This window comes from Mycoplana sp. BE70, from assembly GCF_031455855.1.
Lineage (GTDB): Bacteria > Pseudomonadota > Alphaproteobacteria > Rhizobiales > Rhizobiaceae > Mycoplana.
Genome location: NZ_JAVDTM010000013.1, coordinates 61100 through 75753, shown reverse-complemented (window position 1 = coordinate 75753; position 14654 = coordinate 61100). Strand labels below are relative to the sequence as shown.

Here is a 14654-nt window from a genome sequence, read left to right as displayed (position 1 = left end):
TCCGCTGCCGCTTGACCCTCGCACCCTCGTATTCGCGACGCGAGGAGTTAAACGTCGTGTTACCCTAATTGATGTGCCGAAAAAGTAACAGCACATGCAATTGTGCCGTGGTCTTCCGGTAGCGTTTGTATTAAGCCCTATTTTCCTCACATTCACGGCCCTAGTCGGGTGCAACGTGAGGCGACTCGATGGGCGAATTTTCAGGTCGCCTTCGGGACGGGGCGGCCCCCGAATTGCATACGTGCCTGGCGTGGCGCGCCGCTTTTGTCCCAGCCGATGAGATAATAGGGTACCGGTAACTGGCACATGTTCAGATTGATTGGATATTTTTTCGGGATTGGCACCGTGTTCTTTCTCGGTGTGGCCGCGATTGTCGCGGTCTATCTCGCAAACGTCACGAAAGATCTGCCTGACTACGAGGTATTGAACAGCTATGCCCCGCCGGTGACGACGCGCGTGCACGCCGCCAACGGCGCGCTGATGGCAGAGTACGCGCGCGAGCGCCGGCTCTATCTGCCGATCCAGGCGATCCCGGACCGGGTGAAGGCGGCTTTCCTTTCGGCCGAGGACAAGAATTTCTACAACCACCCCGGCGTGGACGTGACCGGCCTCTTCCGGGCGATCGTCGTCAATGTGCAGCAGATGGGCTCCGGTCGCCGGCCGGTCGGCGCTTCGACCATCACCCAGCAGGTCGCCAAGAACTTCCTGCTCTCATCGGACCAGACGATCGACCGCAAGGTCAAGGAAGCGATCCTTTCGTTCCGCATCGAGCAGGCCTACACGAAGGACCGTATCCTCGAGCTCTATCTCAATGAGATCTTCTTCGGGATGAACTCCTATGGCATCGCTGGCGCGGCGCTGACCTATTTCGACAAGTCCGTCACGGAATTGACGATCGCCGAAACGGCCTACCTGGCAGCCCTGCCGAAGGGACCGAACAACTATCATCCGTTCCGCCGGGCCGACGCCGCCATCGAGCGCCGCAACTGGGTGATCGACCGCATGGTCGAGAACGGTTACGTCACCAAGAGCGAGGGTGACGAAGCCAAGAAGCAGCCGCTTGGCGTCACGCCGCGCAACCGCGGCTCCTACCTTTTCGCCTCGGACTATTTCGCCGAAGAGGTGCGCCGGCAGATCATCGAGCGCTACGGGGACAACGCGCTCTACGAAGGCGGCTTGTCGGTGCGCACCTCACTCGACCCGCGCCTCCAGGTGATCGCCCGCAAGACCCTGCAGGACGGCCTGATCAGCTATGACGAGCGCCGCGGTTTCCACGGACCGATCAAGACGATCGAGATCGGCGGCGACTGGGGTGGCGAGCTCAGCAAGGTCAACGCTCTCAGCGATGTGCCGGAATGGAAGCTCGCGGTGGTCCTTGCGACCGACGGCAAGGGTGCCGACATCGGCCTGCAGCCGCGCAAGGAACCCTCCGGCAAGGTGGCGGAGGAACGCGTGACCGGCCGCATTCCCGCCGAACAGATGAAGTGGGCGTACCGGTCGTCCAAAGGCGACCGCAAGTCGGCCAAGTCGCCGGAAGGCGTTTTCTCTCCCGGCGACGTCGTCTATGTCGAACCCACCGAGGTACAGGGCACGTATCGTCTCCGCCAGCCACCACGGGTTCAGGGCGGCCTGGTGGCGATGGATCCGCATACCGGACGCGTTCTGGCGATGGTAGGCGGCTTTTCCTATGCGCAATCCGAGTTCAACCGCGCGACCCAGGCGATGCGCCAGCCGGGGTCTTCCTTCAAGCCCTTCGTTTATGCCGCAGCCCTCGACAATGGCTACACGCCGGCATCGGTGATCATGGATGCGCCGCTCGAGATCGTCGCCGGCGGCCAGATCTGGCGTCCGCAGAACTACGGCGGCGGCGCCGCCGGTCCGTCGACGCTGCGCCTCGGCATCGAGAAGTCGCGCAACCTGATGACGGTGCGCCTTGCCCAGGACATGGGCATGGACATCGTGGCCGAATACGCCGAGCGCTTCGGCGTCTATGACAAGATGTATCCGGTTCTCGCCGCCTCGCTCGGATCGGGCGAGACCACCGTGCTTCGTATGGTGTCCGGCTATGCCGTGTTTGCCAACGGCGGCAAGCAGATCAAGCCGTCGCTGATCGATCGCATCCAGGACCGCTATGGCAAGACGATCTTCAGCCATGAGGAGCGGACCTGCGAAGGCTGCAATGCAAGCAATTGGGAAAACCAGGACGAGCCGAACGTGATCGACAATCGCGAGCAGGTGCTCGATCCGATGACCGCCTATCAGATCACCTCGATGATGGAGGGCGTGGTCACGCGCGGCACGGCGGCGGGCAAGATCAAGCTCGATCGCCCCGTGGCAGGCAAGACCGGTACCACCAATGACGAGAAGGACGCCTGGTTCGTCGGCTACACGCCGGATCTGGTCACCGGGCTATATCTCGGCTTCGACAACCCGGCCCCGATGGGGCGCGGCTCAACCGGCGGCTCATTGTCGTCGCCGCTGTTCAACACCTTCATGCAGGCGGCCACGGAAGGAACGCCGCCGAGCAAGTTCCTGATTCCTGAAGGCATGCAGATGATCGCGGTAAACCGCAAGACCGGCATGCAGGCCTACGAGGGCGAGCCGGACACGATCATGGAGGCGTTCAAGCCCGGCACGGGGCCGGCCGACGTCTTCTCGGTCATCGGCGGCGAGGAATACATGGAGCCGGAGGAAATCCTGAAGAATTCGCCGCAGGCCAATCAGGCCGTCACCGGCGGGCAAAGCGGGCTGTTCTAGCCACCGGTCCGGGCGGGGTAAAAAGGGCGGGCGTTCTCGGACGCTCGCCTTTACTTCTGCGCCCCTTATGACTATCTCACCAGCCAATTCACAAACAATCGAAGAAGGCGGACATGCGCGCGGAAATCGAAAACGTAGTCGACGAAATCAAGCAGGCCATAAGCCTGCTGAGGAGGCATCTTTGACTGGGACCAGGCGATAAGACGACTGGACTGGTTGAACAACAAGGCAGAGGACCCGACCCTCTGGAACGATGCCGGCGAGGCGCAGAAGCTGATGCGCGAACGCCAGCAGCTTGATGACGGCATCAATGGCCTTCGCGCGCTCGAGCAGCAGTTGAGGGACAATATCGACCTTATCGAACTCGGTGAGGAAGAAGGCGACGCCGACATCGTCAAGGATGCCGAGAACGCGCTGAAGGAACTGCGCACGGAGGCCAACCGCCGGCAGGTCGAGGCGATGCTGTCGGGCGAGGCGGACGGCAACGACACCTATGTCGAAGTGCACTCCGGTGCCGGCGGCACCGAGAGCCAGGACTGGGCGAACATGCTGCTGCGCATGTACACGCGTTGGGCCGAGCGCCAGGGCTTCAAGGTCGAACTGCTGGAAATCCACGACGGCGAAGAAGCCGGCATCAAGTCGGCGACGATCCTCGTCAAGGGCCATAACGCCTACGGCTGGATGAAGACCGAATCGGGCGTGCACCGGTTGGTGCGGATCTCGCCCTATGACAGCAACGCCCGCCGCCATACGTCGTTCTCCTCGATCTGGGTCTATCCCGTGGTCGACGATTCGATCAACATCGAGGTCAGCGAGAGCGATTGCCGGATTGACACCTACCGCTCATCGGGCGCCGGCGGCCAGCACGTCAACACGACAGACTCGGCGGTGCGCATCACGCACATTCCGACCGGTATCGTCGTCGCCTGCCAGCAGGAGCGCTCGCAGCACAAGAACCGCGCCAAGGCCTGGGACATGCTGCGCGCCCGCCTCTATGAGGCGGAACTGAAGAAGCGGGAGGAAGCGGCGAATGCGGAGGCCTCCTCCAAGACCGACATCGGCTGGGGACACCAGATTCGCTCCTATGTTCTGCAGCCCTACCAGTTGGTCAAGGACCTGCGCACCGGTGTCGAAAGCACGGCCCCGGACGACGTGTTGAACGGCGAACTGAACGAGTTCATGGAGGCGGCGCTCGCTCACCGCGTCAATGGCGGCGCGGATGCGGCGGTCGAGGATCTCGCCTGATCCGGTGAAAATGAATGGAGAGGGCCCCTGCGGGGGCCTTTTCTGTCTGTGGCCACTGCATCGAGCGGAAGCACTCTCCGGTGATTGCGTGATTGCCGGAAAATCAGAGCCTTGATGGACGGCTGACGCGGTGGCGGCGCCGGCTCAATACTGAAACTGTTCCGACAGGATCCGTTCCGACCAGGAGTGGTCCGGATCGGAGAGGATGATCGCCGTCGAGTTCTCCGATTCGGTGATGGTGACCTTCGACACCGACTTGACCTCGGTATAGTCGGCCACCGCGTTTACCGGCCGCTTTTCCGGCTCGAGAATGTCGATCTCCACGGTGACGTGGTTCGGCAGCAGAGCGCCGCGCCAGCGCCGCGGGCGGAAGGGGCTGACGGGGGTGAGTGCCAGCAGCGGGGCCTCCAGCGGCAGGATCGGCCCGTGCGCCGACAGATTGTAGGCGGTCGAGCCGGCCGGTGTCGCCAGCAGCAGGCCGTCGCAGATCAGTTCTTCCAGCCGGGTGCGGCCGTCGACGGCCACGCGCAACTTGGCCGCCTGGTAGGATTGGCGGAACAGGTAGACCTCGTTGATCGCGAGCGCCTCGCGCCTGTTGCCGGCGGCGTCGATCGTTTGCATCTCCAGCGGACGGCAGATATTTTCCTCGGCCTTGGCCACCCGATCCGGCAGCGCGTCGATGCTGTAGCGGTTCATCAGGAAGCCGACCGAACCCCGGTTCATGCCGTAGATCAGCTTGCCGGAATTCATCATGGCGTGCAGCGTCTGCAGCATGAAGCCGTCGCCGCCGAGCGCCACGACCACGTCTGCCTCGTCCGGCCCGGCATTGCCGTATCGCGCCACCAGTTCGGCCATCGCCTCCTGCGCCTCCGGCGCCTGCGAGGCGACGAACGAAAGCGATCTGATGCTGCGTGTCATGTCGTCTGCTTAGTCCTTCTTCCAGTTCCGTAGACCGTCGAGCGTTCCTGCCGATCGCGGTTCATGATCGCCTAGATGAATCCTTTGTTGCATGCATTGTTGAAGGGTGCACCACAAAACTCGCACATGTCGCTGCTTCCGGCTGTCATCTATCATGCCCGTCGGGCTGCCTTGGCAGTCGCCGGAACTGGTGCGGTCCATGACCCGTTCCGGGCAGTGGCCCCGGGGGCCATGGTGAAGCCATTGCGTCCGCGGCGCTTGGTTTCGTAAAGTGCCACGTCCGCCTCTTCGATGATATCTTTGAGCAAGTCGCCGTTGCCAGCCGACCTGAGTGCAACGCCGACACTGATGGAAATCTGGATGATTTCACCCTGCCAACGGAAACGGCTTGCGGCGACAGTCCGTGCAAGCTGTTCGGCGAATGACCGCGCGGCAACGGGATCTCTGACGACAAGGGCAATGCCGAACTCGTCACCCGCCAGACGCCCCAACAACCGGTCGGGCCTCACGAACTGACCAGCGATCGTGGAAAAATGCTGCAAGCACGCATCGCCTGCCGCATGGCCATAGGTGTCGTTGATGGTCTTGAATCGGTCAATGTCGATCATCATCACACCGTACCCGGCACCAACACGCTCCGCATCGGCTCTCATACAGTGGGCGGTCTCCAGGAAGTTGCGACGATTGGGTAGCCCCGTAAGTTCGTCAAAAGAAGCGAGCCTGTTGAGATCGGACGCCAGGCGATCGACTGCCATCAGCACAAAACCGAGGTTCCAGATGGTTGCGCCGAAGATCGCAGCAACCAGCAACAATGCCGCAACTTCATAGTACGCCTCTGTCGACAGGCTACCGGTCAGTCGCAGGACGTTGAGCACCATCTCGGTGCCTTGACCCATCAAGGCGACAACAAAGCCCGAAGTCGCGGCGATCGTTCCCAGGCTTGGCCGGCGAAAGGCCGCCAGAGCGACGGTGGCTAAGACCATGGGAATGAGCTGGACTGCCGCAATGATCACATTGATGGCGGGTCGATTGCCGCCAGCCGCAGCCAGGACCCCGGCACCGGCCAGGACGATGACCAGGATGGAACGCCAATCGACGAGCTGGCCTCGAAAGCGCCTGATGCCGGCCCATGCCAGGCAAAAGCCGAACACCGTGAAGGTGTTGGCCGCGACAATGGACAGGTGGCCGTAGGTTGTCGATTCGATGGTGAACATAATGCCGCCGATCGTCGTCGACAGGCATGCAGCGAACCAGTAGCCGGCGCCACTGATGTTACGATGCGTCCAGACGAAACCTGACCAAGTAACGCACAGGACGACTGAGTTGAGCAGTATGATGAGATAAAGCGTTTGGAAATCCAGGTTCATCCGAGTTCCACGAAACGTATACGCGATAATGCTGCTCGCCCTCATGGCGCGCATGCCCATCCGCAGCGGGTTGGGACCCCGCAATAGCACGGGTCGGTTAAGGGCGGGTTCAAGGAAACCGGTAAACTTGTCTCTTTCGGACCTCTGGCGCCAAGCGCATTTCCAGGTTCTGCGTCGGCTGGATCAACTTAAGCGACCCATAAGCTGGGCGGCGTAGACCGGCCTGCGGCACCGAAGTGCTGGCATCGACCAAGGAGAATATCATGAATATCCGTAGACAATTGACCGTATCCGCGCTCGGCCTCGGCCTCGGCCTCGGCCTCGGCCTCGGCCTCGGGGGTGGCGCGACGTTAGCGCAGACGGCAACGCACGATCATGGCCAGACCCAACTGGAGCTGACGCTCAACGCCGGCGCAAAATGGCAAGGCGACGACAACATGATCAAGGGCATGAACGGGATCCACGGCGCGATCGCAGCAAGGATACCGGCTATCGACGCCGGCACGCTGCCGGCTGCGGACTACAAGGCGCTTGCGACAGAGGTTCAGGCCCAGGTCGATTTCATGGTCCAGAATTGCAAATTGGAGCCCGAAGTGGACGAGCAATTCCATCTGGTGCTGGCGCAGGTTCTCGACGGCATTTCCGGGCTGCAAGGCGAGGCCGATCCGCACGAGGGCGTGCTGTTGATCGTGCAGGCGCTGGAGGCGTACGGCACCCATTTCGAGCACCCGAACTGGCAGTCGTTGTAACAAGTGGCTGTAGATTGCCGGCTGCCACCAAGGATGTCACATTGCGCCCGCCGGCCTTGCCGGCGGGCAGGCAGCTTCCTTCCAAACGTTGGCAAACAAGCACGCGCGATGAGATTGTTGTTGGTCGAAGACGATGTGTTGCTGGGTCGTGGTCTGGTTGCCGGTTTCGGCCAGGCGGGCTTCGCGGTGGACTGGGTGCGCGACGGGGATGATGCCGAGGCGGCGTGGGCGGTGACGAAGTATGATGCGGTGGTTCTGGATCTCGGCCTTCCGGTCATGGACGGGTTGACCCTGCTTCGGCGGTGGCGCGCCGCAGGGGACAAGATCCCGGTGCTGGTCCTGACCGCGCGCGATACCATCGCCGATCGCGTCCTGGGCCTTGATGCGGGTGGCGACGACTATCTGGTGAAGCCCTTCGATCTGGAGGAGTTGCTGGCTCGGGTGCGGGCGCTGCTGCGCCGCGCGGTCGGTGAGGCGGCGCCGGTCCTGAAGAACGGTCGGATCGCGCTCGATCCGGCGGCCCGCAGCGTGACGCTGGACGGAACGCCGGTTGCCGTCTCGAACCGGGAGTTTGCAGTGCTGCAGAGCCTGCTGATGAATGCGGGGCGGGTCTTGACCCGCAGACAGCTGGAAGAACAACTTTATGGCTGGGACGAGGAAATAGACAGCAACGCCGTCGAGGTTCACATTCACAATCTGCGCCGCAAGCTTTTCCCCGACGTCATCCGCACGATGCGCGGCGTCGGCTATCACATTCCAACTCGTCCATGAGTGGATCGCTGCGCCGCCGGCTGGTGTTGTCCTTGTGCGGAAGCATGGTCGCCGGATGGATGGCGACAGCCTACTTCACCTATTACGACACCCGGAGCCTGATCGACGAGGTAGTCGACGTCCACCTCAAGCAGTCCGCGGACATGATGGTGGACTTTTTGGATCGTTTGTCCGCAACGGCGTCTTTCCCCTCCGAGGGGCTGCTGATCGAATCGGATCGCGCACAGCCGCTGTCCTTCCACATCCGCACCCATCCTCGCGGTGCCGACGCGCCGGCGGATGCGGGAAATGGACAGACCGGCTACAGCGACGCCGTCGACAATGGCGACAGCTGGCGCGTCTACAGGGCGGCCGCCGGCGCCGATACCTTCGTTGAGGTCGCGGTACGCCAGGAGGTGCGTAACAGTTTCGCTGCCAGCGTTGCAGCCCATATCCTCCACCCGGTGTGGATTGCGGTGCCCTTGCTGGCGGTCCTGATCTGGGGCCTCGTCCGCTGGGGGGTGCAGCCGCTGGATCGGGTGACGGAGGGCGTCAGGCGACGTTCGGCGGCGGACCTGTCGCCGCTGCGGCCGGAGACCGCGCCGGCCGAGGTGCTGCCGCTCGTCGGTGCGCTCAATGCGCTGTTTTCGCGGATCGCCGCCGCCCGCGAGCGCGACCGGCACTTTGCAGCCGACGCCGCGCATGAACTTCGCACACCCCTGGCCGCGATTCGCGCGCATGCGCAGGTGGCACGGCTGGCCACGGCCCCCGACCAACGGCAGCAGGCAATCGCCGACGTGCTCGTCGGCGTCGACCGGGGCACGCGCGTGGTCGAACAGCTTCTGGCGCTGGCGAGGGTGGAGCATGACTCCGCTGGCGCAGCGTCGCAGCCGGTCGATCTGGCGGCGCTGGTTCGTGACACGCTCGTCCCGCTGGCGCCACAGGCCGCCGCGCGCGACATCGATCTGGGGCTGGAGGTCGAGCCGGGGGTCGAGGCGACCGTCCGCGGCAATGCCGACCTTCTCGGCGCGATGGTGCGCAACCTCGTCGACAACGCGCTGCGATATATCCCCGAAGGCGGCCGGGTTACCGTCCACCTGGCCCGCCGCGACAATGTTTTGGTCCTGCGCATCGAGGATACGGGGCCCGGCATCGTGCCGGAGTTGCGCGCACGTGCGCTCGACCGCTTTTTCCGGGTGGCCGGCAGCGGTGCCGAAGGGAGCGGTCTGGGACTGTCGATCGTGGCCGCGATCGTCGAAAGCCACGGCGGCACGTTTACGCTCGGCGACCGTCCGGAAGGCAAGGGGCTTTGCGCCGAAGTCACGCTGCCATTGTGGGAGGCGGACCAGTAGTCCCTCCCGGCTTTGCGCGCCCGGAGTCGTCGGTCAGGCGGTGCATCGATTTAAGCATGTCTCCACCCGAAAAAGTGGCAACCGGTTTCGGGACGATGACATGCGAAACAACAAGGGCCTAAAGCGCGGCAAGCGAATCTGAAAGATCGCGACGCGCTTTAGCGTGGCTCCTGTGCTGCCGCGCTCCTGTTTCCTTGACCTCGCCGTTCGCCTACAATTCCTTATCGGCACTGAGGAGTTCCCCGATGAGCGAAGACGCTTTCAACATGTCGATCCGCAAGTTCTTGAAGGAAGTCGGCGTCACCTCGCAGCGCAAGATCGAGGAGATGGTGCGCGGAGGGCAGGTCGCCGGCAAGAAGCTGAAGCTTCGCATGACGCTGACGGCGGAGGGCACCGGCCTCACCCACGTGGTGGACGGCGAGATCGACCTTCCGTAGGCTGCCGCCGATCAAGCGAACCGGGCTGCGCTTCTCGCCCGCATCTTCGCGGCCTCTTCCTCACGGTTGCGTGGCCGTTGCGAGGTCTCCATGGAATCGAGCAGTTCGCTGGCGCAGGCCGCGATTGCCCGCACCGCGCGATCGAATGCCGCTTCATTCCGCTTTGAGGGTCTGGTCGTTCCGGCCAGCTTGCGTACGAACTGCAATGCGGCATCGTGGATTTCCTCCTTCGTCGCCGGAGGATCGAAATTGAACAGCGGCTTTATGTTTCGGCACATGACATGCTCCCGGTTGCGTTCCGCTCCCTCTCTTTGGAGGCGTTGATGAGGAGAACTCAATGCCCGCTGGGGCGGCAAGGTGCTTTCAAAGCAGGTCTCAAGCGCGAGAATATAACAGTCGCGGTATCTCACCAACTTTGGCACGGCTTGCGGCCTTGGGCGACATAGAGAAATGCGGAAATCGAGCGGTGACGGAATGACATTAGAATCTTATTGGGATGGCGCAGACCAGCGCCCCTTTTTGAAATGCAAGAAGCCCGCCAATTGGCGGGCTTCTTGTGTTTTGAGGCAACATTTTGTGGTGTTACCGGTGCTTCCTCCGTCTTCGGACGGCGATGGCATCTTTATACCTTGGTTGGCTCAGCTGCACCCGCTCGTCGCACCGCACGTGTCGCACTTCTCACACGTGCCGTTGCGCACCATCGTGAAATTCTGGCACTCCGAGCACATGCTGCCGGTGTAGCCCTGGGCGATCGAGCGCATCCGGCGTTCGTTCTCCAGCTTCTTCGCATCCGCCTTGGCCGCGGCCGCGTCGGCCTGGGCCTTGTCGGAGAAGAGGGCGGTCACGCTTGGTTCGGCTTCGCTTGCAGCCTCTTCGGCGACCTGTTCGGCCAGTTCCGCTGCCTTTTCCTCGTAGTCGCGCTTGAAAGCAACGATTTCGGAGGTGGAGATCGCAACGGTCGGCTCGAGCTTGCGCGCAGCGCTTCCAGCAAAAGACGTGACGTTGCCGGCAGATGTGGCCTTGGTGGGCGCGGCGGTCGCGGCCCCCTTGGGCTCGCCAAGCGGGCGATCGCCGCCGCCGCCGAGGACGAGGGTCGGCTTGTAGCCGCGCGTCCAGCCGGTCGCCAGCAGGTTGGTCTTGCCTTCTTGGATGCCCTTGCCGAGTGCGGTGTTGGAGAAGTCCGACGTGTCGACATGGGCGAGGTCGTTGCGGCCAAGATAGGACACGGCGAGCTCGCGGAACACATAGTCGAGGATCGAGGTGGCGTTCTTGATCGCGTCGTTGCCGATGACGATGCCGGCCGGCTCGAACTTGGTGAAGGTGAAGGCCTCGACATATTCCTCGAGCGGCACGCCGTACTGCAGGCCGAGCGAGATGGCGATCGCGAAATTGTTCATCATCGCGCGGAAGGCCGCACCTTCCTTGTGCATGTCGATGAAGATCTCGCCAAGGCGGCCGTCACCGAATTCGCCGGTGCGCAGGTAGACCTTGTGCCCGCCGATGACGGCCTTCTGGGTGTAGCCCTGGCGACGGTTCGGCAGCTTCTCGCGCTCGCGGGTGACCTTCTCGATCACGCGCTCGATGATTTTCTCGGTGACGGCAACCGCCTGGGCGGCAGCCGGGGCCTGCAGCAGTTCCTCGACCGCATCCTCGTCCGCCTCGTCCTCGATCAGCGAGGCGTTGAGCGGCTGGGATAGTTTCGAACCATCGCGGTAGAGGGCGTTGGCCTTCAACGCCAGCTTCCACGAGAGCATGTAGGCAGAGCCGCAATCCTCGACGGTCGCCTCGTTCGGCATGTTGATCGTCTTGGAGATCGCGCCCGAGATGAACGGCTGGGCGGCCGCCATCATGCGGATGTGGCTTTCCACCGAAAGGTAGCGCTTGCCGATCTTGCCGCAGGGGTTGGCGCAGTCGAACACCGGCAGGTGCTCGGTCTTGAGGAACGGTGCGCCTTCGAGCGTCATCGCGCCGCAGACGTGGATGTTCGCTGCCTCGATGTCCTTCTTCGCAAAGCCGATGTGCTCGAGCAGGTTGAAGCTCATGTCGGCGAGCTGCTCGTCGGACACCTTCAGGGTGTCCTTCAGGAAGTCGGCGCCGAGCGTCCACTGGTTGAAGACGAACTTGATGTCGAAGGCACTCTTCAACGCGCCGTTGACGGCGGCGATCTTCTCGTCCGAAAAACCCTTGGCCTTCAGCGAGCCGGGGTTGACGCCGGGCGCCTGGTTGAGGTTGCCGTGGCCGACCGCATAGGCCTCGATCTCGGCAATCTGGGCTTCCGAGTAGCCGAGCGTGCGCAGCGCGTCGGGAACGGCGCGGTTGATGATCTTGAAGTAGCCGCCGCCGGCGAGCTTCTTGAACTTGACCAGCGCGAAGTCGGGCTCGATGCCGGTGGTGTCGCAGTCCATCACGAGGCCGATCGTACCGGTCGGGGCGATCACCGAGACCTGCGCGTTGCGATAGCCGTGCTTTTCGCCGAGCTCGACCGCCTTGTCCCAGGCGCTCATTGCGTGGACGATCAGGTCCTGGTCTGGGCAGTCGTCATGGAGGAGGGCGACCGGGTCGACCGAGAGATTTTCGTAGCCGGTCGTCTCGCCATAGGCGGCGCGGCGATGGTTGCGCATGACGCGCAGCATGTTGTCGCGGTTCGGTGCAAAGCCCGGGAAGGTGCCGAGCTCGCCGGCCATCTCGGCGGACGTCGCGTAGCAAACGCCAGTCATGATCGCGGTCAGCGCGCCGCAGATGGCACGGCCCTCGGCCGAGTCGTAAGGGATGCCGGACGACATCAGCAGGCCGCCGATATTGGCATAGCCGAGGCCGAGCGTGCGGTACTCGTAGGAGAGTTCGGCGATCTGGCGGGACGGGAACTGCGCCATCATCACCGAGATTTCGAGAACGATCGTCCACAGGCGGACGGCATGCTCGTAGTCGGCGATGTTGATGTTCTTCGTGGCTGCGTCCTTGAACTGCAGCAAGTTCAGCGAGGCGAGGTTGCAGGCCGTGTCGTCGAGGAACATGTATTCCGAGCACGGGTTGGATGCGCGGATCGGGCCGGCAGCCGGGCAGGTGTGCCAGTCGTTCATCGTCGTGTTGAAGTGCAGGCCCGGGTCGGCCGACGCCCAGGCGGCGTAGGAAATCGATTCCCAGAGGTCGCGCGCCTTCAGCGTCTTCATGACGCGGCCGTCCTTGCGGGCGGTCAGGTTCCAGTCGCCGTCAGTCTCGACGGCGCGCAGGAAGTCGTCCTTGATGGAGACGGAGTTGTTCGAGTTCTGGCCCGAAACGGTGAGGTAGGCCTCCGAATCCCAGTCCGTGTCGTAGGTCTTGAACTCGATGTCCTTGTAGCCCTGCTTGGCGAACTGGATGACGCGCTTGATGTAGTTTTCCGGAACCTGGTTCTTCTTGGCGGCGCGGATCTCGCGCTTCAGCGCCGGGTTCTCGTTCGGGTCGAAGCAGGCGTCGTTGTCAGCCGAGCAGTTGATGCAGGCCTTCATGATCGCCTTGAGGTGGCCGGCGACGATCTTCGAGCCGGTGACGAGCGCCGCGACCTTCTGCTCTTCCTTGACCTTCCAGTTGATGTATTCCTCGATGTCCGGATGGTCGATGTCGACCACGACCATCTTGGCGGCGCGGCGCGTCGTGCCGCCCGACTTGATCGCGCCAGCGGCGCGGTCGCCGATCTTCAGGAAGCTCATCAGGCCGGAGGAGCGGCCGCCGCCGGACAGCTTTTCGCCTTCGCCGCGCAGGTGCGAGAAGTTGGAGCCGGTGCCGGAGCCGTACTTGAAGAGGCGCGCCTCGCGCACCCACAGGTCCATGATACCGTTCTCGTTGACGAGGTCGTCCTCGACCGACTGGATGAAGCAGGCGTGCGGCTGCGGATGCTCGTAGGCCGACTTGGACTTCGTCAGCTTGCCGGTGAAAGGGTCGACATAGAAATGGCCTTGGCCGGGGCCGTCGATGCCATAGGCCCAGTGCAGGCCGGTGTTGAACCACTGCGGCGAGTTCGGGGCGACGCGCTGGGTGGCGAGCATGTAGGCAAGCTCGTCCTTGAAGGCGGAGGCGTCTTCTTCGCTGTCGAAGTAGCCGCCCTTCCAGCCCCAGTAGGTCCAGGTGCCGGCGAGACGGTCGAACACCTGGCGGGCGTCGGTCTCCGAGCCGTACTGGGCTTCCTTCGGCAGGTCCTTCAGCGCGTCGGTGTCGGGGACGGAGCGCCACAGGAAGGAGGGGACGTCGTTCTCCTCGACCTTCTTCAGGCGCGCCGGCACGCCGGCCTTGCGGAAATACTTCTGGGCCAGGATGTCGGCTGCGACCTGGCTGAACTGGGCGGGAACGTCGATGTCGGCGAGCCGGAAGACGATCGAGCCGTCCGGGTTCTTGATCTCGCTGGTGGCCTTGCGGAATTCGATCTCGGCATAGGCCGATTGGCCCTGCTTGGTGAAGCGACGTTCTATGCGCATGGTCCGTTGTCCTTCTGTCAGCGTTCCTGCGTACGTGTGCGCAGGCGCAATTGTTCCGCGCGGCCGCAATGTCTCGCAGCCTGCCCCAACTCTCTTCAATGTGTGCGGGAAACCCGATCTATCGAGACCCTGTATCTTGTGCTGAGTTTAGCTGCAAACACTAAATGTAGTGTAAACAACTTCTTTATTCCAGCCTCATGGGCCGCTTCGGCGATCAAGAAAACGTGCGCAAAACATCCCCTGCGGCGGCGGATCATCCACCTTGACGCATGGTCACCAATCGCGATTTCCTGATTTTATGAACCGGACTTTAAACTCTCCGGCCCAGCCGCCGTTGCAACTTAAGAACCATTAACGCCATGGCACCCGATTCCGTCAAGGGGTGGTTTGTGACGGATTTGTGGACGCTACATGTTGTGTGCGTTGCCTGTGGAAAATGGGGAGATCGTTCAAATGCTGCAAAATCAGGCGTTTCCGAGCGGATGATCACGGCGGGTGCGAGACAAGTGTGGATAGCCCAAGAAATAATGGGGCAAAACTAAGGGTAAAACCGCGCAACGCACATGGGGGGAATTGGCAACGGATCGGCGATGTGCATTCCCCGCGCTGTTTCACTAGGCCGATGGCT

General features: G+C 62.7%; 10 protein-coding genes. 6 read left to right on the top strand and 4 right to left on the bottom strand.

The annotated features are described in order from the left end of the window. Nucleotides 1–306 precede the first annotated feature (306 nt). Together J2Y48_RS21265 and prfB are read left to right on the top strand one after the other, a co-directional pair. On the top strand, nucleotides 307–2757 hold the full coding sequence (locus J2Y48_RS21265; RefSeq protein WP_310422172.1) for a penicillin-binding protein 1A: 2451 nt from the start codon (nucleotides 307–309) through the stop codon (nucleotides 2755–2757). A gap of 113 nt (nucleotides 2758–2870) precedes the next feature. Then, nucleotides 2871–4002, top strand: a protein-coding gene (gene prfB / locus J2Y48_RS21260; RefSeq protein ID WP_310422168.1) for a peptide chain release factor 2 whose coding sequence is annotated in 2 segments (ribosomal slippage) — nucleotides 2871–2939 and nucleotides 2941–4002 — 1131 coding nt in all. Because the reading frame shifts where the segments join, the coding sequence is not laid out codon by codon here. 144 nt (nucleotides 4003–4146) lie between these two features. On the opposite strand, the gene J2Y48_RS21255 is transcribed toward prfB, so the two are convergent. Then, on the bottom strand, nucleotides 4147–4920 hold the full coding sequence (locus J2Y48_RS21255) for an NAD kinase (RefSeq protein ID WP_310422165.1): 774 nt from the start codon (nucleotides 4918–4920) through the stop codon (nucleotides 4147–4149). A 152-nt stretch (nucleotides 4921–5072) separates the two neighbouring features. Beyond that, nucleotides 5073–6287: a GGDEF domain-containing protein gene (locus tag J2Y48_RS21250; protein ID WP_310422162.1), complete on the bottom strand. Its 1215-nt coding sequence runs from the start codon at nucleotides 6285–6287 to the stop codon at nucleotides 5073–5075. Between the two features lie 263 nt (nucleotides 6288–6550). On the opposite strand from J2Y48_RS21250, the gene J2Y48_RS21245 reads away from it, so the two are divergent. The 4 genes from J2Y48_RS21245 (at nucleotide 6551) to J2Y48_RS21230 (ending at nucleotide 9575) form a co-directional block, all read left to right on the top strand. Beyond that, the gene (locus tag J2Y48_RS21245) at nucleotides 6551–7036 is read left to right on the top strand and encodes a hypothetical protein (protein WP_310422159.1); all 486 of its coding nucleotides are present in this window, start codon (nucleotides 6551–6553) and stop codon (nucleotides 7034–7036) included. A 120-nt stretch (nucleotides 7037–7156) separates the two neighbouring features. Beyond that, nucleotides 7157–7807 carry a response regulator gene (locus tag J2Y48_RS21240; RefSeq protein ID WP_310422156.1) on the top strand — a complete coding sequence of 217 codons (651 nt, stop codon included), beginning with the start codon at nucleotides 7157–7159 and terminating at the stop codon, nucleotides 7805–7807. Nucleotides 7808–7866: 59 nt separating this feature from the next. Next, the gene (locus tag J2Y48_RS21235; RefSeq protein ID WP_310422153.1) at nucleotides 7867–9138 is read left to right on the top strand and encodes an ATP-binding protein; all 1272 of its coding nucleotides are present in this window, start codon (nucleotides 7867–7869) and stop codon (nucleotides 9136–9138) included. Between the two features lie 245 nt (nucleotides 9139–9383). Continuing rightward, nucleotides 9384–9575 (top strand): DUF6494 family protein, encoded by a 192-nt coding sequence (locus J2Y48_RS21230; RefSeq protein ID WP_310422152.1) that lies wholly within the window; start codon nucleotides 9384–9386, stop codon nucleotides 9573–9575. An 11-nt stretch (nucleotides 9576–9586) separates the two neighbouring features. Here J2Y48_RS21230 and J2Y48_RS21225 read toward each other — a convergent pair whose 3' ends face one another. Next, complete coding sequence (locus tag J2Y48_RS21225) at nucleotides 9587–9853, bottom strand: DUF2277 domain-containing protein (protein WP_310422150.1); 267 nt, start codon at nucleotides 9851–9853, stop codon at nucleotides 9587–9589. Nucleotides 9854–10213: 360 nt separating this feature from the next. Next, entirely contained in the window at nucleotides 10214–14026 is a 3813-nt protein-coding gene (locus J2Y48_RS21220; RefSeq protein ID WP_310422146.1) for a vitamin B12-dependent ribonucleotide reductase, read from the bottom strand. Nucleotides 14027–14654 lie beyond the last annotated feature (628 nt).

Excerpts from the sequence above, each read along its gene's own strand:
- J2Y48_RS21265 (WP_310422172.1), top strand. The coding sequence starts at position 307 with ATGTTCAGATTGATTGGATATTTTTTCGGGATTGGCACCGTGTTCTTT.
- J2Y48_RS21255 (WP_310422165.1), bottom strand. The coding sequence starts at position 4,920 with ATGACACGCAGCATCAGATCGCTTTCGTTCGTCGCCTCGCAGGCGCCG.
- J2Y48_RS21250 (WP_310422162.1), bottom strand. The coding sequence starts at position 6,287 with ATGAACCTGGATTTCCAAACGCTTTATCTCATCATACTGCTCAACTCA.
- J2Y48_RS21245 (WP_310422159.1), top strand. The coding sequence starts at position 6,551 with ATGAATATCCGTAGACAATTGACCGTATCCGCGCTCGGCCTCGGCCTC.
- J2Y48_RS21235 (WP_310422153.1), top strand. The coding sequence starts at position 7,867 with ATGGCGACAGCCTACTTCACCTATTACGACACCCGGAGCCTGATCGAC.
- J2Y48_RS21230 (WP_310422152.1), top strand. The coding sequence starts at position 9,384 with ATGAGCGAAGACGCTTTCAACATGTCGATCCGCAAGTTCTTGAAGGAA.
- J2Y48_RS21225 (WP_310422150.1), bottom strand. The coding sequence starts at position 9,853 with ATGTGCCGAAACATAAAGCCGCTGTTCAATTTCGATCCTCCGGCGACG.
- J2Y48_RS21220 (WP_310422146.1), bottom strand. The coding sequence starts at position 14,026 with ATGCGCATAGAACGTCGCTTCACCAAGCAGGGCCAATCGGCCTATGCC.